This is a genomic window from Kribbella sp. CCNWLW201, from assembly GCF_037203805.1.
Lineage (GTDB): Bacteria > Actinomycetota > Actinomycetes > Propionibacteriales > Kribbellaceae > Kribbella.
In genome coordinates, this window is record NZ_JBBCBQ010000003.1 from 23079 (window position 1) to 45088 (window position 22010).

General features: G+C 68.2%; 20 protein-coding genes. 11 read left to right on the forward strand and 9 right to left on the reverse strand.

Annotation, left to right across the window (positions count from 1 at the left end; genetic code table 11):
* Positions 1-7: 7 nt before the first annotated feature.
* Together V9K99_RS15395 and V9K99_RS15400 are read right to left on the reverse strand one after the other, a co-directional pair.
* Positions 8-1789: an ABC transporter ATP-binding protein gene (locus V9K99_RS15395; RefSeq protein ID WP_337012195.1), complete on the reverse strand. Its 1782-nt coding sequence runs from the start codon at positions 1787-1789 to the stop codon at positions 8-10.
* Positions 1782-3605 (reverse strand): ABC transporter ATP-binding protein, encoded by a 1824-nt coding sequence (locus V9K99_RS15400; protein WP_337012197.1) that lies wholly within the window; start codon positions 3603-3605, stop codon positions 1782-1784. Before V9K99_RS15400 ends, V9K99_RS15395 begins: the two co-directional genes overlap by 8 nt.
* A gap of 72 nt (positions 3606-3677) precedes the next feature.
* Here V9K99_RS15400 and V9K99_RS15405 point away from each other — a divergent pair, with 72 nt between their 5' ends.
* Entirely contained in the window at positions 3678-3836 is a 159-nt protein-coding gene (locus V9K99_RS15405; RefSeq protein ID WP_337012199.1) for a hypothetical protein, read from the forward strand.
* A 24-nt stretch (positions 3837-3860) separates the two neighbouring features.
* Here V9K99_RS15405 and V9K99_RS15410 read toward each other — a convergent pair whose 3' ends face one another.
* From V9K99_RS15410 to V9K99_RS15420, 3 genes are all read right to left on the reverse strand, one after another.
* Positions 3861-4904, reverse strand: a complete 1044-nt coding sequence (locus tag V9K99_RS15410; protein WP_337012201.1) for a hypothetical protein — start codon at positions 4902-4904, stop codon at positions 3861-3863.
* Positions 4905-4915: 11 nt separating this feature from the next.
* The gene (locus V9K99_RS15415; protein WP_337012203.1) at positions 4916-5425 is read right to left on the reverse strand and encodes a SigE family RNA polymerase sigma factor; all 510 of its coding nucleotides are present in this window, start codon (positions 5423-5425) and stop codon (positions 4916-4918) included.
* 67 nt (positions 5426-5492) lie between these two features.
* Entirely contained in the window at positions 5493-7535 is a 2043-nt protein-coding gene (locus V9K99_RS15420; RefSeq protein WP_337012205.1) for a HelD family protein, read from the reverse strand.
* A gap of 247 nt (positions 7536-7782) precedes the next feature.
* Between V9K99_RS15420 and V9K99_RS15425 the strand changes: the two genes are divergently transcribed.
* Genes V9K99_RS15425 through V9K99_RS15435 form a run of 3 tightly spaced genes read left to right on the forward strand, consistent with a single transcriptional unit; the run spans position 7783 to position 10393 of the window.
* Entirely contained in the window at positions 7783-8982 is a 1200-nt protein-coding gene (locus tag V9K99_RS15425) for a macrolide family glycosyltransferase (RefSeq protein WP_337012207.1), read from the forward strand.
* 2 nt (positions 8983-8984) lie between these two features.
* Complete coding sequence (locus V9K99_RS15430; protein ID WP_337012209.1) at positions 8985-9467, forward strand: hypothetical protein; 483 nt, start codon at positions 8985-8987, stop codon at positions 9465-9467.
* On the forward strand, positions 9464-10393 hold the full coding sequence (locus V9K99_RS15435; protein WP_337012211.1) for a hypothetical protein: 930 nt from the start codon (positions 9464-9466) through the stop codon (positions 10391-10393). The genes V9K99_RS15430 and V9K99_RS15435 overlap by 4 nt, the downstream gene beginning before the upstream one ends.
* A 7-nt stretch (positions 10394-10400) precedes the next feature.
* On the opposite strand, the gene V9K99_RS15440 is transcribed toward V9K99_RS15435, so the two are convergent.
* Entirely contained in the window at positions 10401-10829 is a 429-nt protein-coding gene (locus V9K99_RS15440) for a cupin domain-containing protein (protein ID WP_337012213.1), read from the reverse strand.
* Between the two features lie 384 nt (positions 10830-11213).
* Here V9K99_RS15440 and V9K99_RS15445 point away from each other — a divergent pair, with 384 nt between their 5' ends.
* From V9K99_RS15445 to V9K99_RS15470, 6 genes are all read left to right on the forward strand, one after another.
* Positions 11214-13343 (forward strand): DEAD/DEAH box helicase, encoded by a 2130-nt coding sequence (locus V9K99_RS15445; protein ID WP_337012214.1) that lies wholly within the window; start codon positions 11214-11216, stop codon positions 13341-13343.
* Between the two features lie 16 nt (positions 13344-13359).
* Positions 13360-14046: a VOC family protein gene (locus V9K99_RS15450; RefSeq protein WP_337012216.1), complete on the forward strand. Its 687-nt coding sequence runs from the start codon at positions 13360-13362 to the stop codon at positions 14044-14046.
* Between the two features lie 103 nt (positions 14047-14149).
* Positions 14150-14992, forward strand: a complete 843-nt coding sequence (locus V9K99_RS15455) for a dienelactone hydrolase family protein (protein WP_337012218.1) — start codon at positions 14150-14152, stop codon at positions 14990-14992.
* 84 nt (positions 14993-15076) lie between these two features.
* Positions 15077-15682: a dihydrofolate reductase family protein gene (locus V9K99_RS15460; RefSeq protein ID WP_337012220.1), complete on the forward strand. Its 606-nt coding sequence runs from the start codon at positions 15077-15079 to the stop codon at positions 15680-15682.
* A gap of 137 nt (positions 15683-15819) precedes the next feature.
* Positions 15820-16143 (forward strand): YciI family protein, encoded by a 324-nt coding sequence (locus V9K99_RS15465; protein WP_337012222.1) that lies wholly within the window; start codon positions 15820-15822, stop codon positions 16141-16143.
* On the forward strand, positions 16140-17366 hold the full coding sequence (locus tag V9K99_RS15470) for an RNA polymerase sigma factor (protein WP_337012224.1): 1227 nt from the start codon (positions 16140-16142) through the stop codon (positions 17364-17366). The genes V9K99_RS15465 and V9K99_RS15470 overlap by 4 nt, the downstream gene beginning before the upstream one ends.
* 5 nt (positions 17367-17371) lie before the next feature.
* On the opposite strand, the gene V9K99_RS15475 is transcribed toward V9K99_RS15470, so the two are convergent.
* Positions 17372-18355, reverse strand: a complete 984-nt coding sequence (locus V9K99_RS15475) for a phosphotransferase enzyme family protein (protein ID WP_337012226.1) — start codon at positions 18353-18355, stop codon at positions 17372-17374.
* Between the two features lie 95 nt (positions 18356-18450).
* Positions 18451-19677, reverse strand: coding sequence for a serine hydrolase domain-containing protein (locus V9K99_RS15480; protein WP_337012229.1), 1227 nt, complete (start codon positions 19675-19677; stop codon positions 18451-18453).
* A gap of 162 nt (positions 19678-19839) precedes the next feature.
* Here V9K99_RS15480 and V9K99_RS15485 point away from each other — a divergent pair, with 162 nt between their 5' ends.
* The gene (locus tag V9K99_RS15485) at positions 19840-20193 is read left to right on the forward strand and encodes a hypothetical protein (RefSeq protein ID WP_337012231.1); all 354 of its coding nucleotides are present in this window, start codon (positions 19840-19842) and stop codon (positions 20191-20193) included.
* Between the two features lie 5 nt (positions 20194-20198).
* On the opposite strand, the gene V9K99_RS15490 is transcribed toward V9K99_RS15485, so the two are convergent.
* Positions 20199-21872, reverse strand: coding sequence for an alpha-amylase family protein (locus V9K99_RS15490; RefSeq protein ID WP_337012233.1), 1674 nt, complete (start codon positions 21870-21872; stop codon positions 20199-20201).
* Positions 21873-22010: the final 138 nt, after the last annotated feature.

The window sequence follows — 22010 nt, forward strand, 5'->3', positions numbered from 1 at the left end:
TAAAGCATCACCGGTAAGCACGAGCCTGCAGCTCGAAGAGCTCGGCATACCGACCGCCTGACGCGAGGAGCGCCTCGTGACTGCCAACCTCCTCGACACGGCCGTCGTGCATCACCACGATGAGGTCGGCCATCCGGACAGTCGAGAAGCGATGTGAGACCAGGACGGTGATGCCGCCGGTCTCGGCCGCGGCGACTCTGGCAGCTGCGGCGTACTGCTCGTACAACCGGTGCTCGGCTTCCGGATCCAGCGCCGCGGTCGGCTCGTCCAGGAGCAACAGCAGCGGCCGTTCACGCATGAACGCCCGCGCCAGCGCGAGCCGCTGCCACTGCCCGCCGGACAGCTCGACGCCGTCGGTGAACTTCTTGCCCAACTGCGTGTCCAGCCCGCGCGGCAACCCAGCGACAACGGACTCCGCGTCGCCTCGCGCGACGGCAGCCTGCACCGCCGCCTCCTCGGACTCCCGTCGTACGTCGCCGACGCCCACGACCTCCCGGACCGTCCACTCGAACTTGACGAAATCCTGGAACCCGGCCGACAGCTGCGACCGCCACGAGTCCGGAGAGATCGTCGCCAGGTCCACGCCGTCGACCAGGATCCGTCCGCTCGTCGGGTCGTACATCCGCGCGAGCAGCTTGACCAGCGTCGTCTTCCCGGCACCGTTCTCCCCCACCAACGCGACCGCCGAACCCGCCGGCAGCGTCAGATTCACATCACTCAGTACGGCGAAATCCGTGCCGGGGTAGGAGAATCCGACGTCACGCAGCTCGATGCCGGACCGGAGCCTCGGCGGTGCCGGATCGATGCTGGTCCGCCACGAGTTGTCCTTCGCGTACTCCCGCAACCAGTCGTACCGGCTGAAGCTCCGCACGACCTCGCCCACCCAGTACACGTTGCGCGCGATACCACCGGTCATCTGATCCACTTGCGGCGCCAGCAGCAGCACGAGCACCACCTCACCCGCCGTCTGCTGCCCGTTCCACGCGCGGGCGATCACCCACACGATCGCCACGGCGTACGCGAGACCCAACGCCAGCCGCACCGACCCGTCGACCTTGCCACCCCAACGAGCTGCCTCGACCCGCCGCCGGAACCGCTGCGTCTGCAACGCGAGGATCCTGTCCAGCAGCACCTGCCCGAGCCCGAAGACTCGCACCTCGAGCCCCGTTCGCGCGTCCTTGGACACCTCGATCAGCTTGTCGACCAGCCGCTCCTGCGGTAGCGAGTCCTCATACGCCTTGTGCGACCGCACGCTGCTGACGTACGCCGACCAGATCCGTGCCACCCCCAACAACGGCAGCAGCAACAGCAGTGGATGCACGGACCCGAGCAACCCGAGCACGGTCACCGTGTTGGCCACCGTCGCGAACGCCCACAGCAGCACCTCGGCGCCGACGCCCATCCGCCAGGCGCGTTCGCGGACCAGCTCCAGCCGGTCGGCGATGTCGGGCCGCTCGTGATGCGTCAGGCCCGGAATGCCGGTCGTCACGTCCAGCAGGTCGGCGTGGACCCGGCCGGCCATCCGCTCCTGAGCCGTGTCCTGCAGCGGCCAGCCCACGACGTCGGCGACGAACGAGATGGCCAGGCCGCCCACGATGATGCCGATGCCGAGCGCGATCGTGTTCGAGCGGTTGTTGGCGAGCCCCTCGACGAGCAGGCTGATGCCGAACGTCTGCGCGGGCGCCGACACCGCGCGCGCAGCGACGAGCACGGTGGAGATCGCCATCAGCAACGGCGCGGCCCGGAACGACGTGGACAGCCACAGCCAGGCGACTCGCAGGCTACGCATCGAGCGCCTCGCTCTCCGGCTCCTCGGGGAAGGTCACATACCGCTCGGCCTGCAGGCGGAACATGGCGGCGTACGTCCCGCCCTGATCCAGCAACTGCTCGTGCGTCCCGTCCTCCACGATTCGCCCGTCGGCGAGTACACAGATCCGGTGCGCGTTGCGGACCACCGAGAACCGGTGCGAGATGATCAGCGACGCCACCCCCGAGGTCAGCTCGAGATAGCGCTCGACCAGCTCGGCCTCGGCGCGCACATCCAGCGCCGCCGCCGGCTCGTCCAGCACGAGCACACCGGCCCCTGCGTGTACGGCGAACAGCGCACGCGCCAGCGCGATCCGTTGCCATTCCCCACCGGACAGGTCGACGCCACCGTCGAACGTCTTGTCGAGCACGGTGTCCCATCCGTCCGGCAGGCCGCGCACCACGTCGTCGATACCGGACTCCCGCGCGACCTTCGCGAGCGAGATCTCGTCGTCGGCCCGTTCGACCGCGCCGAACACGACGTTGTCGGTGACCGACAACGGAAAGCGCAGAAAGTCCTGCACGATCGCGGCGATCCGCCGCTGCCAGCCGGCCAGGTCGAGCTCCGCGAGGTCCACGCCGTCGACCGTGATCCGCCCCTCGGTCGGTCTGTACACACCACCGAGCAGCTTCACCAGCGTCGACTTGCCGGCACCGTTGACGCCGACGAGAGCGAGCGCCTCGTGCGCGTTGATCGTGAGGTCGAGGTTGCGGAGCACATCGACGTCCGAGCCTGGGTAGCGGAAGCTGACGTTCTCGAACCGGACCTCGCGCGCCGGCATGGTCTCCACCCGGTGCCGCGTCGACGGCTCCGGCTCCGGGTGCCGCTCGGCGATCGTGCCCGGCAGCTCCTGCATCGCCCGGTACGCCGACAACCCCCGCTTCACCTGGACGACGCCGTACGAGTTCATCGCCACCCCGATGGACAGGATCGCCGGGACTGTCGTCGCGACCTCGGTCAGTGGGAGGTCGCCGTTCAGTGCGGCGCGGCCGACGAGCAGGATGGCGAACCCGTTCGCGGCCAGGTGCAGGGCGCCGGTGAGGATTGACCACTTCACGTTCTTGCCGCGCCGCGCCCAGACCGCGCTGAAGCCCGCGGTCCACTCCCGGACATACCGGTCGACCAGCCAGCCGTGCAATCCGAAGACACGCAACTCCTTGGGCGCGTCCCGCATGCCGAGGTCGAACACGTAGTTGGCCCGCCGCTGCTCCTCGGTGTTACCCCACCACACGTCGATCTCGCGCGCGATCATGCGGCCGCCGTACCACTCCAGCAGAAAAGCCACCGCGACCAGCATCGCGGCGACCAGCCAGGAGAACATCACCCCGACGATGACCCCCGAGCCGACCAGCGTGACCCGGCTGGCCAGCAGCCAGGGCAGATTCCCCAAGCCCTCGGCGAGGTGGAATCCGCCTTTGCCCTTCGCTCGCTCCTGCATGTCGAGCACCTCGGTGTCCTCGAGATGCGCGACTCTGCGCGGCCGCAGCAACGGCTCGGTGATGCCGTTGCCGATCTCCCGGACGAGCGCCGCATCCAGGATCTGCGAGGCCACCTGATGAATCGCCGGCGTCAAGCTCTGGAGGATGAACACGACCAGCAGCGCCGCCAGCAGCCAGCCGAACCCGCCGACCGACATCGCTCCGGGGGCAGCGTCGATCACACCTGGAACAGCTCCGACGACCTGACCGGTCAGCAACGTGACCGCCATCCCCAGCACCGAACCGAGAACAGCAAGCCCCATCGTCAAAGCAGTGCTACCAGGTGAGACACGCAACGCATACCGCAGCAGAGTCAGCACCCCACCGACCGTAACGACCCCCACCGACAAAAACACCCGAGTTTCCACAGGGCATTCAGCCGCCCGGATGGAATGCCACTCGCGTCTCCGGTGTGGCTCGACGCGGACTTTGCTTTCGACAACGGCTTCCGGGTCGTCCAGTTCACGCCGCCGGCGGACGACGAGAACTGGCCTGAGTGGTACGCGAGCTACCTGGTCGCCGAACGAGCCGGCCAGCCACTCCCCGAGTGACCGGCCGACCCGGCTGCCGGCAGGTCAGGTTTTCGCGATCACTTTGACCGCTTTGCCGGTCTTGTCGTACCCGGTGATTGTGTAGTGGGGGTCGGAACCCTTGAAGGAACGGTTCAGCCAGGCGATGGCGTACCAGCCGTCGGTGACGGTGACGTCGTGGACTTGCGGATAGCCGGTCAGCTGGATCCGGACCTTGGTGATGTTCGCCGCGACCCGGCCGTACTCCAAGGCGTACCAGCCCTTGCAGGGTGTGCCCGGGCAGTGGGCGGAACCGCTGCTGCCCGCGCGCAGCTCGGCGTATCCCGAGCCGCCGGGTACGACGGGGTCCAAAGCGTCGTCGAGCGCGTTCAACGTGAGGAACATCGAGTTCGAGCGATAGCTCATCATCGCCCCGTCCGCGGATGGGTCGAGCAGGCAGGAAACGGCCTTGCGTCCGGACGGTGACACCGCGACCAGACTGGTCGCAAAGCCCTTCACCTGATCCGACGCCGTCACGCGCCAATTGGTGAGGTCGACCCACAGTTGCACCGAGCAGTTGCGCAGCTGTCCGGCGGTCGACGTCGGCATCGGATCCCGCCTGGCCGCCGCGATCAACTCCGCCGACGGCTTGTCCCCACCGGGAATCGTGCACTCCTGGAACTTCTGGCCGACCTCGGTCTCGTACTCGACGGTGCGGCCCGACACGAACATGCCCCGGCCGAGCGGACGTGTGTACTGCGGATATCGCAGCGCGCACCGCCGCGTCGCCTCTTCCTCGGTCAGCTTCTGTCCGGCGGACTCCTCGCCTCGAGGAACCCCGGGGACCGGCCCGAACGACGAGTTGGCACCCGCATCCTGTCCTCCACCGGCCACGCGACTCCCATCGCCGGCGGTGTCGAGATTGGGCAGTACGGCGGCCGCGACAGCGACCGCGGCCACGCTGACCGCCGTCCCACCGACGGCGAGCAGCTTGCGGCGACGCCTCCCCCGCCGACCACGCTGCAACAACGTCGCCGTGTCGAACGGATCCAACTGCTCGGCATCGGCCAGTCGACGCAGTTCCTCACCGACTTCCCGTACGTCGTCCATGTTGTTCTCCTTCATGAGGCGCGGCTGATGCGCCGCGCCCGGTCGATGGCCTGCCGGAGAGTCTCGAGACCGCGTGCCGCCTGGCTCTTCACCGTGCCCTGCGAGCAGCCGAGAATCTCGGCCGTCTGCTCGACCGACAGATCCTCGTAGTACCGGAGCACCACACAGGCGCGCTGCCGGGGACCGAGCCGCCGCAGCGCCTCGAGGACCTCGTCGCGGTCGGCGTGACCGGCGGTGAAGTCGTCGGGCTGAATGCGTTCCGGCAACTCGGCGATCGCGACCTCCCGGCGCCACGGCCGCCGCCGGCCGTCCTGCGCCGCGTTCACGACCATCCGGCGGGCGTACGCGTGCGGGTTTCCCACCCCGCGCACCTTCGGCCAGGACAGGTACAACTTGTAGAGCGCGTCCTGGACGACGTCATCCGCCTTGTGCCGGTCTCCGCAGACCAGGAAGGCGGTCCGCCGTAACGACACGTTCATCGCCTCGACGAACTCAACGTACTCCCGGTCCCGATCCGCCATTCGCGCCTCCCACTCTCTCCTTGTCCCCCTCAAGACGGATGGCCCGATCAGCGAGGTTGCATGGCACTCAGGTCAAGGCGGCGGGCAACGGCTCGGCGTGGACGATCTGGAGGCGGCTGACGGCTCGGGTGAGTACGACGTACAGGCGGTGGAGGCCCCGTGGTTCGGCGGCCACGATGCGGGCCGGCTCGGCGACGACCACCGCGTCGAACTCCAGGCCCTTGGCGAGCGATGCCGGGACGCAGACCAGCCGCATCGTGTCCATTTCTTCCTCCGTCTCGCCAAGGAGGGCAGGCTCGAGCCCGGTGGCGGCGAGCGCGTCGCGGAGCTGGACGACCTGATCGTCGGCCGCGATCACTGCGACCGAACCTTCGCCGGCCAAGGCATTCCGGCAGAAGGCGACAAGCGCGTCCGACAAGGAAGCCTCGTCGGTCTGGACAATGCTCAGCGCGTCAGCGACCGTGCGGACACCACGCGGCACCCCGAGCGTGGGCGCGATCTCCGGCAGCAACTTCGCCGCGAAATCGATGATCTGGTCCGGCACCCGGAAACCCCGGTCGAGCTCGGCCACGACGCCGTCCGTCTTCTCGAGGTGATCAAGCACCCGATCCCACGAGCCCGCGGCCCACGGAGTCGTTGCCTGAGCCAGGTCACCGAGGACCGTTGCCGACCCGGTGCGACAACGCCGGCCCAGCGCGCGCAGTTGCATGGCCGAGAGGTCTTGCGCCTCGTCCAGAACGAGATGGCCGAGTGATCCGGTACGGCGCTCGATCAGGTCCTCGAGCTCGTCGAGCAACACCGCGTCCGCTTCCGACCACTTCGCCGACTTCCACGACCGCGGCGGCTTCTGCCAGAGCAGTGCGGCCCGCTCCTCCGCAGTGAAGTCGCCGCCCGCCTGCGCCAGGAAGTCGGCATCGGAGAACAGCCGCCACAACACCTGCTCGGGTACGACGCGAGGCCACACTGCATCGACGAGCTGCTTCACCGGCTTCGAGCGGGCCACGGCGTTCTGCACCCGGTCGTCCGGCGACTCACCACGCCGCTCCATCAGCACCAGTACGGCGTGTGCGATCCGTTGCGCGAGCGCATTCCGTCCCGGGGCGTATCGCGTCGACTCGCGCAGCGCCGACACGATGTCCACAAGCTCGTAGTCGTGGACGCGGTACCGCTGAGAACCCTTGCTGTAAAGGATTCCCTCGGTCGGCGTCCCGACGTACGACCACAAAGCCTGCTGCAACACGGCGGCCATCCGGGCGTCACCCTTGACCCTCGCGGCCTCCGACTCGTCCGACGCGGCGGCGGGCAGGGTGATCAACTCGTCGATGGTGATCTGCCGTACGTCGACCTCGCCGAGCGCCGGCAGGACCTTGCGGATGTACGACAGGAACGAGCGGTTCGGCCCGACGATCACGACACCGCCACGGCTGAGCCGTTCCCGTTCGGTGTAGAGCAGGTACGCAACCCGGTGCAGGCCGACTGCCGTCTTGCCGGTGCCGGGCGCGCCCTGTACACAGACGGTCGGATGCAGCGGCGCCCGGACCAGGTCGTCCTGCTCCGGCTGGATCGTGGCGACGATGTCGCGCATCGGCCCGGTGCGCGGGCGTTCGATCTCGGCGCGCAGGAACGCGTCGGCCTGATCGGCCTCACCGGCGCCGATCAGCGGCTCGTCCTCGAAACCGGTCAGCTCGGCGTGGTCCGAGAAACCGTACCGGCGCCGCAACAGCACCCGCTGCCGGTCGCTGCGGGTCGCCCGGTAGAACGGCACCGACACCGGTGCCCGCCAGTCGATGACGAGTGGCACACCGCTGCCGTCGTGAACGTGCCGGCGGCCGATGTAGATCTGGTCGAGCTGCTCGATGGCGCCGGCCTCGTAGTCGAGCCGCCCGAAGAACAGCGGTACGTCGGGCAGGTCGATCAGAGCCATCGTCCGTTGCTGGTGGGCGCGGGCGTTGGCCTCGTTGGTGAAGCGCTCGTCGTTGTCCTCACCGCCGATGACCGGGACCTCACGGCCCTCGACCGCTCGGTGCATCCGGCGCAGTGCCGCGCGGGCGTCGGTGAGGAAGGCCCGTTCGGCCTCGAGTTCGGCAGGGATCAGTGCGGATTCGACCATCGAAAGGAGCCTCGACTCGGTGTCAGGTGTACGAACGACGGACTGGCGGCAATCACAGGGTCCCGCCCCGGAGACATCCGGTTCGTTTCGATCCTTCACGCGCGTGCAAGAAGCCACCCGAAAAGACAGACCGAGCACGCTACCAGCGCCCTGATCACGCCCGCCACCGAATTAATCGCAGCCGGCGGTCACAGATCGGGCCGCTACCCGGTCTCTCCCGGTAGAACCCATCAGGAGGGTGTGCATCATGAGGGTCGCGTTCCTCAACATCGCCATGCACGGGCGGGTCAACCCGACATTGCCGGTGGTGGCCGAACTGGTCCGGCGCGGCCATTCGGTCAGCTATCACACCTCGCCGGCGTTCCGGGCCGAGATCGAGGCCGCAGGCGCGACTGTGCGCCTCTACCCCGGTGGCGATCAGCCACTCCCCGATCCGCCGACGCCGGTCGCGTTACTGGAGGGGCTCGCGCGCACCGCCGTACAGGTGCTGCCTGCTGTGATCGCGGACCTGCGTGGCCTGCAGCCAGACCTGATCGTCCACGACTCCGCCTGTCTGTGGGGTGCTGTCGCCGCGCGCGAGCTCGAGGTACCGGCGGTGTCGTCGTTCACCACGTTCGCGTTCAACCGGCAGGTGCCCAGCCCCACCCGCGCCTCGTGGGACCTGTTGGCCGCTGCCTCGACTCGACCCGGCTACCTGCGGGCGCGCTGGGACCTGCATCGCCAGTACGACGCGCGCGGGTTGCCGCTGATCGACTTGGGGAACATCCGCCAGCCGCTCAACCTGGTCTACACCTCGCCCACGTTCCAGCCTGCCGCCCAGGACTTCGACCAGTCCTATCGGTTCATCGGCCCGAGCATCGGTGCCCGCCCGGCCGACCTGTCGTTCCCGGCCGACCAACTGCAGGACCCGGTGCTGTACGTCTCGCTGGGCACGGTGTTCAAGGCCGACCCCCAGCTGCTCCGCACCTTCGCCACCGCGCTCGCCCCACTGGGCGGCACCGTCATCGTCTCCTGCGGCCAGACCGATCCCGCCGCACTCGATCCGTTGCCCGCCAACGTGCTAGTACGACGATCTGTCCCGCAACCGGACGTGTTGGCCCGAGCCGCGCTGTTCGTCACCCATGGGGGGATGAACAGCGTCAACGAGGCGATGTACGCCGGCGTTCCGATGCTGGTGGTCCCACAGGGGGCTGACCAGCCGATGGTGGCCCATCGCGTCGTCGAGCTCGGCACCGGGCTGTCGATCCGCACCCAGGACGTCTCAGAGGCTTCCGTGCGCACGCTCGCCGCGCGTCTGCTCGACGAACCCGGGTTCCGGACCTCCGCGGCCACGCTGCAGGCCGCACAGCGCGAGGCGGGTGGCTATCGACGCGCTGCCGACGAGCTTAAGCTCTACCTGCAGCGGACCGGCTCGGTTGCTTCCGTCGATCCCTCGCAGCGAGGCTGACGATGTCGCTCGTCGTCGTACTCGTGCTGATTGCCGGCCTGTCGGAGGCGGCGGGGCGCGTCCTGCCGATGGCATCGCGTCGTCCGGGTATGTCACGGACTCTGGTGGTCGGGTTGCTGCTGACCGGCACGCTCGTCGAGGCCACGGTGATCGCGCTGTGGCCGCTGACCGCGTGGACCCTGGCGGACGCCGTACTGTCCACTCCCCCGCCCGACGCCGCCGGGTTGCTGTGGACACCGGGCCTGGTCGCTCCGCTGGTGCTCGCGGCGGTGCTCGCGTTCCCGTTGCTGGGACCCATGCTGCACCTGCTCCTTCTCGTGGGAGTCGGAGCAGGTCTGGCCGGCGTGGTCGCGGATGCGACGGCGCTGGGCTGGGGTGCCGCCGCCGGTTGCGTGGCCGCGGCCGGGGCCGGATTGGCTGTCGCCGTTGAACTCGTACGGCGTCTGGTCGCGAGGATCCTCGCCATCGGGGTACCGGTCCCATGAACGGCCTCGTGCTCTGGATCGGCGGACTCGGGGTCGCCCTGATCATCGAGGCGCTGTTGGCTCGCTACGAGCTACTCGTCTACAGCGTCGGCTGGCGGGAACCGACCACGAAGCTCCCGGCGGGCGTGCCCTATGCCCGTGGTGCGGCCCCAGATCGTCCACCGGCGGCGTACCTGGTCTACCTCGACGGCATCGGGAAACGGCGTTTCCACGACAGCCGCGACGGCGGTCAGCTGGTCAAGGCCTTGATCGCCGGAGCGCCGGAATTGCGGGTGCTGGGTCAGGTACAGCCCTACTCGCCCCTGGCCGATCCGCTCGCCGATCGACCGGTCTGGGCGTGGCTGCGCCGACGTGCCGGGCTGCTGCTGTTCCTGCACAACGTCATGCAGACGTTCGTCGCCGCCGACCGGCGGTACAGACCGCTGTACAACCGTGCTGTCGGCAACCAAATCGCCACTCAGCTCCGGCTCGCGGGCTATGAGCCCGGCAGCGGTATCCCCGTTGTGCTGCTCAGCTACAGCGGCGGCGCCCAGGTCGCGACCGGCGCGGTCGACAAGCTGTACAGCCAGCTACGCGCCCCGATCCTGCTGATCCTGCTCGGTGCGTTCCACAACGGCGCGAACGACCTCACCCATGCTCAGCACTTGCACCAGCTCACCAGTACGAGCGACCGGATCGAGCGGGTCGGCAGGTGGATCTTCCCCCAGCGCTGGCGACTGTTCCGCCGTACCGGATGGAACCGGGCCGTCCGCGCCGGCAAGATCACCGTGCACCAACTCGACCCGGCCACCCACGTAGGGCCACGCAGCTACATCAGCCCGACGGCCCAACTACCCGACGGCCGCACCCACCTCAACCGCACCGCCGACACCATCATCTCGCTCATCCGCACGCACTACTCGGACAACGCCCGCCCGCCGCGCTAGCGCCGCCTCAGGACGGCCTGGGGGCGCGGCGGTCCTTGCGTTCGGCAAGTTCGTCGTCCTCGACCAGGACGAGCATCGGCAAGGCCGGGTCACACAGCATCGTCACCACGAAGCGGACGGGGACGTCGGCGCGGTTGTTGCCGTCCTGGTAGTGGATGACGTCACCACCCGGCTCCCAGAACGCCTCTCCGGCCCGAACGACCCGCGCAGGCTCACCTTCGAGTTCGAACAACATCTCCCCCTCCAGCACATACCCGAAGGCAGGCCCGCCCGGGTGGCGGTGCGGTGGCGCGCCCGGGTCGCCGGGCGGGTACTCGACGACCACGGTCATCGCGTGAGCTCCTGCGGGGATGGACGGCGGTTCGGCCTCCTGCACCACGGTCAGCGCCGTCTTCCACGCGTCTGACCTCGGCTTCTGCTCGGTAGTCTCGGGCATCGGGGATACCTCCAGCACGAATCGGGATTGGACAGTCACCAGCTAAGACCGACCACCCCCGCGCTCTGTGACTCCGGTGCCGAAATCGCCACCCGTGGGTGCTGGAATGTGCGTGCGGGGGGACTGAGGCTAAGATTGAATCAGCACCGTACGTCGGCAACGCCTCTAGCGACGCCGATCGCGTCGCGACGGCTGCGCCTCGAGCAGGAACTCACGGCCCTCCACCAGTGGGCGTCGGTCCCACCCCGGTGGCGGGTCCCGCCGGAATTCCGCATGTCGATCGCTCGCAGGTGACCCGGCAGGGGTCTCGTCGACGGCGTGCTCACGTGCGGTGTTGCGTGCCGCCGCGGCAACGATGCCGCGGCAGTTCTGAGGAGGGGTTCTTTGGCCCAGCGAGGCCGGCGTCAGTCCGACGCTTCCCGTGGTACCGATTCCCGGCGTCGGCGTCGTGTTCGCGACGTCGAGGTCGAAGGCCTGATGCCCGTGCTCGCGCGCGCCGTACGGGAGGTCGAGGGGGCCGTCGAGCGCGCGGCGGTGCGTCCTTCGATCCGGACGAAGTTCCAGGTCATCGCCCTGCTGGTGCGCGAGGAGCGGGCCCGGGTGAACGCGGACAAGTCGGCCGGCGACACCTACCGGGCCGAGCAGCTCCGGCGTCTCGACGGGATCGCCACGATCCTCGCCAAGACCGCGGCGCTCGAGCCTTCGCTGCTGGCTCTGCTCGCCGAGGACGCCGTCGTGTCCGAGGCGGCCACCTCGCTCAAGCGCGAGATGCTGGCGGCAGCCGGCGTCGAGGTTCCGGTCGAGGAGCCGACCTTCAAGGCGCCGACGACCCCGGCTCCGACCAGCGCGCGTCAGGTCGTTCCGCAGTCGGTCGTCTCGCGGCAGCTCGCCAACCCCTTCCTCGCCCCCGACTTCAGCTCCGCCCCACCCCGCGAACCACAAGCGCGGCGGCTGGCCGGCTGGGAGCTGATCGGTCCGCTGCTCAAGTCGTTCGAGTACGCCACCGCCTCGTCGACCAAGACCCTGCCCAACCCCACCACCCTGCGGATCAGGGCCGGCCAGGAGCTGATGCCACATCAGGCGCGACTGGTCGCCGCTGCCGCAGCCGGCCACCGCACCTTCCTGCTGGCCGACGAGCCCGGCCTGGGCAAGACCGCTCAGGCGCTGCTCGCCGCCCAGGCCGCCAACGCTTATCCGCTGCTGGCCGTCGTACCGAACGTCGTGAAGACCAACTGGGCCCGTGAGGCAGACCTCTGGACCCCGCGCCGTAAGGCCACCGTGATCCACGGCGATGGAGACACGATCGACGGCTTCGCCGACATCGTCGTGGTGAACTACGAGGTGCTGGATCGGCACGTCGGCTGGCTCGGCGATCTGGGCTTCCGCGGCATGGTCGTCGACGAGGCGCACTTCATCAAGAACAAGAAGTCGCAGCGATCGCAGAACGTACTGCGCCTGTCCGAGCGGATCCGGAGCCGGACCGGTCGTCCGCTGCTGATGGCGCTCACCGGAACCCCGCTGATCAACGACATCGAGGACTTCACCGCGATCTGGCAGTTCCTCGGCTGGATCGACGAGAACAAGCCGGGCGCGGTGCTGATGGAAGCACTCGAGGAGAGCGGCCTGACCCCGGCAGACCCCGGGTTCTACGCGGCCGCCCGGGCCAGCGTGATCGACCTGGGCATCGTCCGCCGCCGCAAGGTCGACGTCGCCGCCGACATCCCCGCCCGCCGGATCGCCGACCTCCCCGTCGAGCTCGACGACGCCGCCGGCCGCTCCATCCGCGACGCCGAACGCGAGCTCACCAACCGCCTCGTCTCGCGCTACCAGAGCGCCCTCGCGACGAGGGAGTCCGGCGAGGTCGTCGACGGGATCGACCACGACCTGGTACGGCGGGTGGCCGGCTGGGAGCGGGCCGACCCGGACTCCAAGTCCGGCGAGAACGTGTTCAGCCTGGTCCGCCGGATCGGCCGGGCGAAGGCCGGTCTGGCCGCCGACTACGCCGCCCAACTCGCGCACAACGTCGGCAAGGTCGTCTTCTTCGCCCGGCACATCGAGGTGATGGACGCCGCCGAGAAGCTGTTCGCCGAGCGCGGCATCGCCTACTCGTCGATCCGCGGCGACCAGACCCCGAAGGCCCGGCAGAAGAACATCGACGCGTTCGTGAACGACCCCGAGGTCTCGATCGCGGTCTGCTCACTGCTGACGGCCGGCGTGGGTATCAACCTGCAGGTCGCGTCGAACGTCGTACTCGCCGAGCTCTCCTGGACCAACGCGGAGCAGACCCAGGCCATCGACCGCGTCCACCGCATCGGCCAGGAAGAGCCGGTCACCGCGTGGCGCATCATCGCGGCCCAGACCATCGACACGCGGATCGCCGACCTGATCGACTCCAAGGCAGGCCTGGCCGCCAAAGCCCTGGACGGCTCGGACGAGGAAGTCTCCTCCTCGGCCGATCTCCAGCTCGAAGCCCTCGTCACGCTCCTCACCAACGCCTTGTCAGCCGCTGGGTAAGCGCTATCCTCGGCAGGTGATCTACGAGCTGAACCATGTCGGTGGGCGGGTCAGGGACTTGGACGCGAGCTTGGCGTTCTACGCCGGGATCGGGGCCGAGGTGGTCGATCGGTTGTTCATGACCAGCAGTCGGGTCCACCGGGTGCACGTCCAGCTTGCGACCGGGCTGGTGGAGCTGCTGCACAACGAGGTCCCCGACCCGTCGGCCGGCTACGGGCTGAACCACGTCGGATTCATGACCGACGATCTCGATGCGGACTACGCGCGACTGATCGGATTGGGGTACGCCGAGCTCTCGGCACCCAGGATCGCAAGCAGCGGCCAAGGCCGGCTGGCCTTCCTCGCCGACCCGAACGGCGTACGGATCGAGCTCCTGCAGCGCTCCGAGGATTTCCGGGTTCCACCGATCACCTCGGGTCCGGTACGGCGCCTGTCGTACATCGCACTGGCCGCGCCTGATCTCGAGGCGGCGATCGAGTTCTACGGCACGCACCTCGGCATGGAGCGCGTGCCGTCCGACGACTCCCCCTGTTTCCGCATCGGCCCGGACGCCATCAAGCTCTGCCAAGCCCCACCGCCGGCCCCGACGCCGATCAACCACCTCGGCCTCGCCACCACCGACCCCCGCCCGGACACCCACGACCCGGACAACAACCGCCTGACCTTCGACCAAAATGGTTGGGCCGGGCCCAGTTCGGATTGATAACGTGCTGGACGCCGTGACACCACCCGAGGAGGTGAGACCCATGAACGCTGTACGCACGTGGGTGCTCCCCTGCTTCGTCACGGTCGGGCGATTGACGTAGGTGTCAACGGGAGCGCGTCATCACCAGGCACTCCCGAAAGGCACAACCCATGCATTCTTTGCGTTTCACCGCGCAGACATCGTCGAACGGGTCGTCGAGCGCGACTTCCTCCTGGGCGAGATCCCCGGCGTCCTCTGGTCGCCCGAATCCGGGTCCGATCACGCACCTCTGGTCCTGATGGGCCACGGTGGCGGCCTGCACAAGAAGACGCCGGCACTCTTGGCCCGCGCCGACGACGCCGTGACCACCTGGGGATTCACCGTGGTCGCCATCGACGCACCCGGACACGGCGACCGCCCCCGCAGCGCGGAGGACGAGCAGAACCGGGCCGACCTCCGGCAGGCTCTTCAGGCGGGCGACAACGAGCGCTTCGAATCGGTCAGCGTCCGCTATGCCGGCTCCCTGGCGGAACGCGCCGTACCGGAATGGCAGGCGACTCTGGATGCTCTTCAGAAACTGCCCGAGATCGGCCCCGAAGCACCGATCGGGTACGGCGGTGGCATCACCCTCGGCACCGCGATCGGGATACCGCTGACGGCGAGCGACTCAAGGATCCGCGCGGCCATCTTCGGCGGCGGGTTCTTCGCCCACGAGGCGCTGATCGAGGCGGCGCAACGGATCACCGTCCCGATCCAGTTCCTGGTCCCGTGGGACGACGAGCACGTCAGCCGCCAATCTTCGCTCGCTTTGTTCGACGCGTTCGCCTCGGCGGAGAAGACGTTGCACGCCAACCCGGGCGACCATCGCAGCATTCGCTGGATCGGGCTCGACAATGAATTTCTTCCCCGGCATCTCAAACGCCGTACCAGAGGAGTCCGGGACGCCGTGTCGGATCGGAGCTGAGGTTTTCGTAGCAGAGGTGAGCGGCCGCCCACGACGGGCGGCCCTCATCCAACGACGACGAACTCAGCGAGAAGGGCTGCGACCATGAAACTGACGACGGTGACGAACCTCTCTGTCGACGGAGTGATGCAGGGGCTCGGCGGTTCGAACGAGGACCGCCGGGGCGGATTCGAGCGCGGCGGCTGGGCCTTGCCGCTGTTCGAGGGCGAGGCCGAGGCGTTCCTCTCCCAGGTCTATCAGCGCGCCGACGCGTTCCTGTTCGGCCGGCGGACCTACGAGATCTTCGCCGGTTCCTGGGGAGCGATGGATGATCCGAGCACCAGCCCGATCGCGGAGCCGCTGAACACGCGGCCCAAGTACGTCGCGTCGACCACCCTCACCGACCCGCAATGGGCGGACACGACCGTTCTCTCCGGTGACCTCGCGGCCGCGATCCGCGAACTGAAGGCCAAGCCGGGAGGCGAGCTGCAGGTCCACGGCAGCGGCAGCCTGATCCGCTGGCTGTTCGACAATCAGTTTGTCGACGAGATCATCCTGCTGACCTATCCCGTGGTCGTCGGCCAAGGCGTGCGGCTGTTCCCCGCCACCGGCCCGGACACCGCACTCGACCTGGTCGACTCGCGAGCCACGCCGGAGGGGATCACGATCCAGGTCTACCGGCCCAGCGGACGCCCGCAGTACGCGCCATGACATGTGGTCCCCGGGATACTGTCGCAATCGGCGTACGAGAGAAATCCGGGCGGCGGTGTCGGATCGGGGCAGTGGTGTTCGTAGCAGAGGTGAGCGGCGTCCACGGGGGCGCCTCGGACCACAGGAGATGATGCGAGATGCAGTACCTGGTTTCCGTGATCGACGACAAGAGCAATCCCGGTAGCACGGACAGGCAGCCTTACATCAGCGCGTTCAACGATCGACTGATCGCCGAGGGCTACTGGGTTTTCGCGGGCGGGCTCGCGGACACCGACGCGGCCACCGTCATCGACAACCGGGGTGAGCAGCCAGTGTTCACCGACGGGCCTTTCGTGGAGTCGAAGGAGTACCTCGCCGGCGTCTGGGTGTGGGAGGCGCCCGATCTGGATGTGGCGCTCAGGCTCGCCACCGAGGCGTCGAAGGTCTGCGATCGCAAGATCGAGGTGCGGCCGTTCCAGTGAGCGACGTCGATGAGGCGATCACACGGGCCCACCACGAGGAGTGGGCGCGGGTGGTGGCAGCCCTGACCAGGCGTTTCGGTGACCTCGACATCGCCGAGGAGGCGGCCGCCGAGGCGTTCGCGACCGCCGTCGCGCGCTGGCCGTCCGACGGCGTACCGCCCAACCCCGGCGCCTGGCTGACCACCACCGCCAACCACAAGGCCATCGACCGGCTCCGCCGCGAGAGCAAGCGCGACGACAAGCACAAGGAGGCTCAGATGGTGTACGACGAACCGCCCGAGCCGCTCGGTGCCGTCGACGACGAAAGGCTCCGGCTGATCTTCACCTGCTGTCACCCGGCGCTCGCGATGGAGACCCGCGTTGCGCTGACGCTGCGCATGGTCGGCGGGCTGACCGTGCCCGAGATCGCCCGTGCCTTCCTGGTGCAGGAGACCGCCATGGGGCAGCGGATCACCCGCGCGAAGGCCAAGATCAAGGCGGCCCGGATCCCTTATCGGGTGCCGTCCGCGGAGGACCTCCCGACTCGTGTGTCCGGCGTACTCGCCGTCCTCTTCCTGGTCTTCAACGAGGGCTACCTGGCGTCCGGCCCCGACACCGATCCCGTACGCCACGACCTGACCGCCGAGGCGATCCGGCTCACCCGCCTGATCCGAGCCCTTCTGCCGGATGACGGTGAGGTGGCCGGGTTGCTGGCGCTGATGCTCCTCACCGAGGCCCGTCGTACCGCCCGGGTCTCGGCCAGCGGCGAACTGGTTCCCCTCGACGAGCAGGACCGTGGGTCCTGGGACGCGGCATTGGTTGCCGAGGGCCACCGGCTGGTGCGCGAGCGCCTGGCGGCCGGAGTGGCACCGGGGCGCTACCAGATCCTCGCAGCGATCAACGCCGTACACACCTCTGCGCGCGACGTCCGCGACACCGACTGGTCGCAGGTCGTTGCCCTCTACAACCAACTCATCCGCGTCGACCCCTCGCCGATCGTCGCCCTCAACCGGGCCATCGCGGTCGCCGAGCTCGATGGACCGGAGGTCGCACTGGCTGCCGTCGACCAGCTCGAGGAGAAGCTGGCCGGCTACCACGCCTTCCATGCGACCCGCGCCCACCTGCTGCGCCGACTCGGCCGCAGTCAGGACTCGCGGGCGGCGTACGACAAGGCCATCGAATTGGCCGGCAACACTGCCGAGATCGCCCACCTGACCCGCCGCCGCGACCAGCTGGGGCAGTAAGGCCGTTACAGCACTCGATCGAGTGACCGCCGGAGGTAGTCCATCGTTCGGTCCAGGTCGGCCGCGAAGGCCGGATTCACCTGAGCCATCCCGGCGAACCAGAGACCGAAGGCCACGTCTCGAGTGGCGATGAAGTCGTCCAGGTGAGTGAGATCGGGCAGCTCGCGGCGTTCGGCGTAGCCCTCGAGAAGCTCCGCCCGGAACGCGGTGTAGTCGGCCCGGCTGCGGTTGTCCCACAGCGGTACCGCGAGGTCGTAGAGCCAGTAACCGAATCCGCAGTCGTCGAAGTCGATCACCCGCACCGCATCACCGTCGAACAGCGCATTGTCCAGATGCAGGTCGGCATGGATAAGGCCGAAGGCGTCCGGCTTCGATCCGAGATCCGCCATGACCGTACGCATCCGGCGCGCGACCTCGTCGAATTGCGCGCGCACCGGCGGCGGTAGCAGGTCCCAGCATCCGGCTGCGGACACACCGCCGTACTCCATCGTGTTGCCGAAGAAGGTCTCCCAGTCCCACCGCATGCGGACGAACCCGGAGGGCGGAGTCCACCCGGAAGCGTGATCGTGCAAACGGGCGAGGACGCCGCCCAATCGCCGGAAATGGACGGACCGCGGATTGGCCGCCTGCATTCGCCCACCCTGCCAGCCGAGGACCGAGCAGACCCGTTCGTCGGCGACCGTGGTCCACTCTCCACTGCGGGCCTGGATTGGCGTCGGCACGCTCACATCCGTGTCTGCCTGCAATGCGTTCAGCCAGGCCAGCTCCGATCCGACCGCGACCCGCGAATCGACTCCGGGGCCGTGCCGGTTCGGCCGGTGGACGCGGAGCAGGAATCGGTCACCGCCGGAGTCGACCCGAAACGTGGTGTTCTCGCCGTGCGCGATGAACGACAGGCGTGGCTCCTCGACCGGGTAGTCGGCAAGAGCCCGGACGGCTGTACGGCGGATGCGTGCCACCTGTGCGCGCTTCGACACCAGCTCAGCCATCCGGGCAGCGTAACGCCGACGCCTCCATCGCCGCCACGAGTTTGCCGGCCACCCGAGACGGGCCACGCCAGGGTTGGCGTGGCCCGTCGAGGGTTCTACCTGGTGTGGCCGTCGCAGAACTGCTCGTCGAGGAGAGTCTGCACCGCGTTGCGGAACGCGCCTGCCTTCGACTGCGCGGCGTCGTCGACGTAGGTCAGCGAAGCGGTCAGGGTCTTGCTGCCGTCGGGCATGCTGTACATCATCGTCGCGTAGCCCTGCACGCCGCCGTTGTGACTGATCACGGTGACACCGCAGCTTGGCGGCGGGAACGGAGACGGTGTGGTGCCGTCCTGCACCCACACCCCCAGGCCGTAGCCGAACGTCGGGTTCGCCTTGCGCATCTCGGCCAACAGCGGGGCCGGGAGGAGCTTCCCGCCCATCAGCGCGGAGATGAACGTCTGGAGATCCTTGGTGGTCGAGATCATCTCACCGCCGGCGGAGATCCAGGACGGGTTCTGGCGCGTGATGTCGACGGTCTTCGATTGTCCGGCGTCGTCGTACTGGTAATAGCCGTGAGCATGCGGCCCGGGGATCTGCGATCGGTTCACCGGTACGACGGTGCCCGTCAGCCCGAGTGGTCGGACGATCCGCCGCTGCACCTCCTCGCCGTACGTGCGTCCGGTGACCTTCTCGATCAGCAGCGCGGCCACCACGTAGTTGGTGTTGGCGTAGCTCCAGTCCGTCCCCGGCTCGAACAGCCTCGGCTTGGACAACGCCAGCCGTACCAGCTCCTCCGGCTGATAGGAGTGGAACCGGTTCTCCACCCATTCCTTGCCCTGCCAGGTGATCCCCGGCACGAATGTCCCGCCGGGGAAGTCGCCGGTGAAGTTGAACAACCCGCTCGTGTGCTGCAACAGCATCCGCACCGTGATCCGCCCATCCAGGCCGAACTCGGGCAAGTAGCCGGCCACCGGGGCGTCCAGCCCAACCTTGCCCTCGGCAACCAGTTGCAACATCACGGTCGCAACGAACGTCTTGGTCGCACTCCCCACCCGAAATCGCCCATCCGTCGCCGGCTTCGCACCCTCCCCCAACTTGCGCACCCCAGCACTGCCGGCCCACTCGCCTCGCTCATCGTGCACCCGCACCTGCACCCCAACGAATCCCGAATCAACAACCTCCTGAAGAGCCTCCTGCAACCCCGGCCGACCGCCTCCCGCCGGCACGGCCACAGCAGGCGCAGCAGCCCCAGCCAGCAGCGCAACCGCCAACGCCGCCACCCCGACGCGCCGCAAGACCCCCGCCATCCCGTTCTTCTTCTCAACACCCTCAGAACTGTTCATGCCGACGACGATCCCCAACCCCCCTGACGCCGCCCAGTCACCGCCCTGACACCACCCCTGACACGACAGCACTCAGACCGCGGCCCGGGGCCGGTGTTTGGCTCAGTGGCTGTAGGACACCGGTTTTGGTGCTGTGTAGTCGGAAGTTGGGAGGTTGTGGCGATGGGTGTGAAGTTGAACAAGGTTGCGTTTGATCATGCCAAGGAGTTGGTGCGGAAGGGGCAGACGGCGCTGGACGAGCGGGATGACTGGAGTGAGCACGCGCCGTCGGCTGATGAGGAGAACGCTTACCTCGAGAAGCACGGGTGGCGTGAGTACGGCCAGTGGTATCTCGGGGTCGACACCGAGATGGACGAGGAGACCAAGGGGCACTACAAGTTCCCGTACGGCGATTTCCGCCGGGTCCACCGGTGTGGCGTGATCAGCGCCGAGTCCCGGGCCGCCCAGAACGACTACGACGACATCACCAAGGCCGTTGCCGAGCTCCACGAGCTACTCGACGGCGATCACGCCTGACCGCGTCAGACGATGAAGCGGTCGCCGGGCCGGACGAGTCTCATCCACCGGCAGCCGTACGGCTCCAGGTCCAGCTCGAGCCGGCCGTCCTCCGCGACGTTCGCCGTACCGTCACACAACAGGTCGACAGCCCGTACGCCGACGCCCGCGCCGGCCACCGCGAGTGTCACGGACGCGGGCTCGTCGGCGAAGTTGTGCACGGCGATGATCGTGCCGCTCTCGTGGTCCGAGCGATGCGCGAACACCGACTTGGCCTCGTGCTCGAGGACGGTGCACGTGCCCCAGGAGAGCTCGGGGCTCTCGCGGTAGCGCCGGATCAACAGCTTCATCCAGTTGAGCAGCGAGTCCGGATCGCGCCGTTGCGCCGCGACGTTCACTCGATCCGGTCCGAAGTCGCCCTCGGCCACGGGAGCCGCCAAATCGTCCGGATCGGCCGTCGAGAAACCACCGTTCAGGTCGGCCGTCCACTGCATCGGCGTACGCACCGCATTCCGTCCTTCGACGGCGAGGTTCTCCCCCATCCCGATCTCCTCGCCGTAGAACAGAACCGGCGTACCAGGAAGTGAGAACAGCAGGCTGTAGACCATCTTGAGCCGGGCGTCGTCGTTGCCCAGCATCGGCGGCAGGCGGCGGCGCAGGCCGCGGCCGTAGAGCTGCATGCCCTCCTCGGGACCGAACGCGTCGAAGACTTCCTGCCGTTCCTGGTCGGACAGCTTGTCCAGCGTGAGCTCGTCGTGGTTGCGCAGGAACGTGCCCCACTGCGCCTCCTCCGGCGGATCCGGACGCTCCCGCAGCGACTTCACCAGCTCGGACGGGTCGCGCCGCGCCATCGATAGATAGAGCCGCTGCATCACGATGAAGTCGAAGGACATGGTCAGCTCGTCGCCGTCCTCGTCACCGAAGAAGCGCCGCGTGTCCTTGTACGGCAGGTTGACCTCGCCGAGCAGCATCGCCTGACCACTCCGCCGGGACAGGAAGGCCCGCAAATCCCGCAGGTAGTCGTGCGGATCCGGCAGATTGGCCGCGTCGAGCGAACCCGCCGGGTCGATCAGGAACGGTACGGCGTCCACCCGGAACCCGGACAGCCCGAGCCGCAGCCAGAAGCCGATCACCCGCATGATCTCCTCACGCACCTCCGGGTTCGCGATGTCGAGATCCGGTTGGTGCTTGTAGAACCGGTGCAGGTAGTACTGGCCGGCCTTCTCGTCGTACTGCCAGAGACTGTCCTCCTGATCCGGGAAGACGATGCCCTTGTCCGCGTCCGCCGGCGGCTCGTCCCGCCAGACGTACCAGTCCCGGTACGGCGACTGTCGCGAAGCCCGCGCGCTCTGGAACCACGGGTGCTGGTCGGAGGTGTGATTGACGACCAGATCGGCGATCACCCGCATCCCGCGGTCCTGTGCGAGCGTGACCAGCTCGACCAGGTCGCCGTGTGTGCCCAGTCGCGAGTCGACTCCGTAGAAGTCGGTGATGTCGTACCCGTCGTCGCGGTCCGGAGTCGGGTAGAACGGCATCAGCCACAGGCAGGTCACGCCCAGCTCGGCCAGGTGGTCGATCCGCTGGCTCACGCCGCGTAGATCACCACAGCCGTCGCCGTCGGTGTCGAAGAAGGTCTCGACATCCAGGCAGTAGATGACCGCGTTCTTCCACCAGACATCGGCTGTCTCAGTCAGTCTCATACATCCCCGTGCCCCGGGAACGGCGACCTAATCACACAGCAAAGGCAAGGAGTTCTGAACTCCTTGCCACACCTAACGTATAGCGCACGGTGGGGCTTGCCGCAAGCCCGGGGTCGCCCGGGAGAATCTCCAAGAAAT

Excerpts from the sequence above, each read along its gene's own strand:
- V9K99_RS15395 (WP_337012195.1), bottom strand. The coding sequence starts at position 1,789 with ATGCGTAGCCTGCGAGTCGCCTGGCTGTGGCTGTCCACGTCGTTCCGG.
- V9K99_RS15405 (WP_337012199.1), top strand. The coding sequence starts at position 3,678 with ATGCCACTCGCGTCTCCGGTGTGGCTCGACGCGGACTTTGCTTTCGAC.
- V9K99_RS15410 (WP_337012201.1), bottom strand. The coding sequence starts at position 4,904 with ATGGACGACGTACGGGAAGTCGGTGAGGAACTGCGTCGACTGGCCGAT.
- V9K99_RS15415 (WP_337012203.1), bottom strand. The coding sequence starts at position 5,425 with ATGGCGGATCGGGACCGGGAGTACGTTGAGTTCGTCGAGGCGATGAAC.
- V9K99_RS15420 (WP_337012205.1), bottom strand. The coding sequence starts at position 7,535 with ATGGTCGAATCCGCACTGATCCCTGCCGAACTCGAGGCCGAACGGGCC.
- V9K99_RS15425 (WP_337012207.1), top strand. The coding sequence starts at position 7,783 with ATGAGGGTCGCGTTCCTCAACATCGCCATGCACGGGCGGGTCAACCCG.
- V9K99_RS15430 (WP_337012209.1), top strand. The coding sequence starts at position 8,985 with ATGTCGCTCGTCGTCGTACTCGTGCTGATTGCCGGCCTGTCGGAGGCG.
- V9K99_RS15435 (WP_337012211.1), top strand. The coding sequence starts at position 9,464 with ATGAACGGCCTCGTGCTCTGGATCGGCGGACTCGGGGTCGCCCTGATC.
- V9K99_RS15440 (WP_337012213.1), bottom strand. The coding sequence starts at position 10,829 with ATGCCCGAGACTACCGAGCAGAAGCCGAGGTCAGACGCGTGGAAGACG.
- V9K99_RS15460 (WP_337012220.1), top strand. The coding sequence starts at position 15,077 with ATGAAACTGACGACGGTGACGAACCTCTCTGTCGACGGAGTGATGCAG.
- V9K99_RS15465 (WP_337012222.1), top strand. The coding sequence starts at position 15,820 with ATGCAGTACCTGGTTTCCGTGATCGACGACAAGAGCAATCCCGGTAGC.
- V9K99_RS15475 (WP_337012226.1), bottom strand. The coding sequence starts at position 18,355 with ATGGCTGAGCTGGTGTCGAAGCGCGCACAGGTGGCACGCATCCGCCGT.
- V9K99_RS15480 (WP_337012229.1), bottom strand. The coding sequence starts at position 19,677 with ATGAACAGTTCTGAGGGTGTTGAGAAGAAGAACGGGATGGCGGGGGTC.
- V9K99_RS15485 (WP_337012231.1), top strand. The coding sequence starts at position 19,840 with ATGGGTGTGAAGTTGAACAAGGTTGCGTTTGATCATGCCAAGGAGTTG.
- V9K99_RS15490 (WP_337012233.1), bottom strand. The coding sequence starts at position 21,872 with ATGAGACTGACTGAGACAGCCGATGTCTGGTGGAAGAACGCGGTCATC.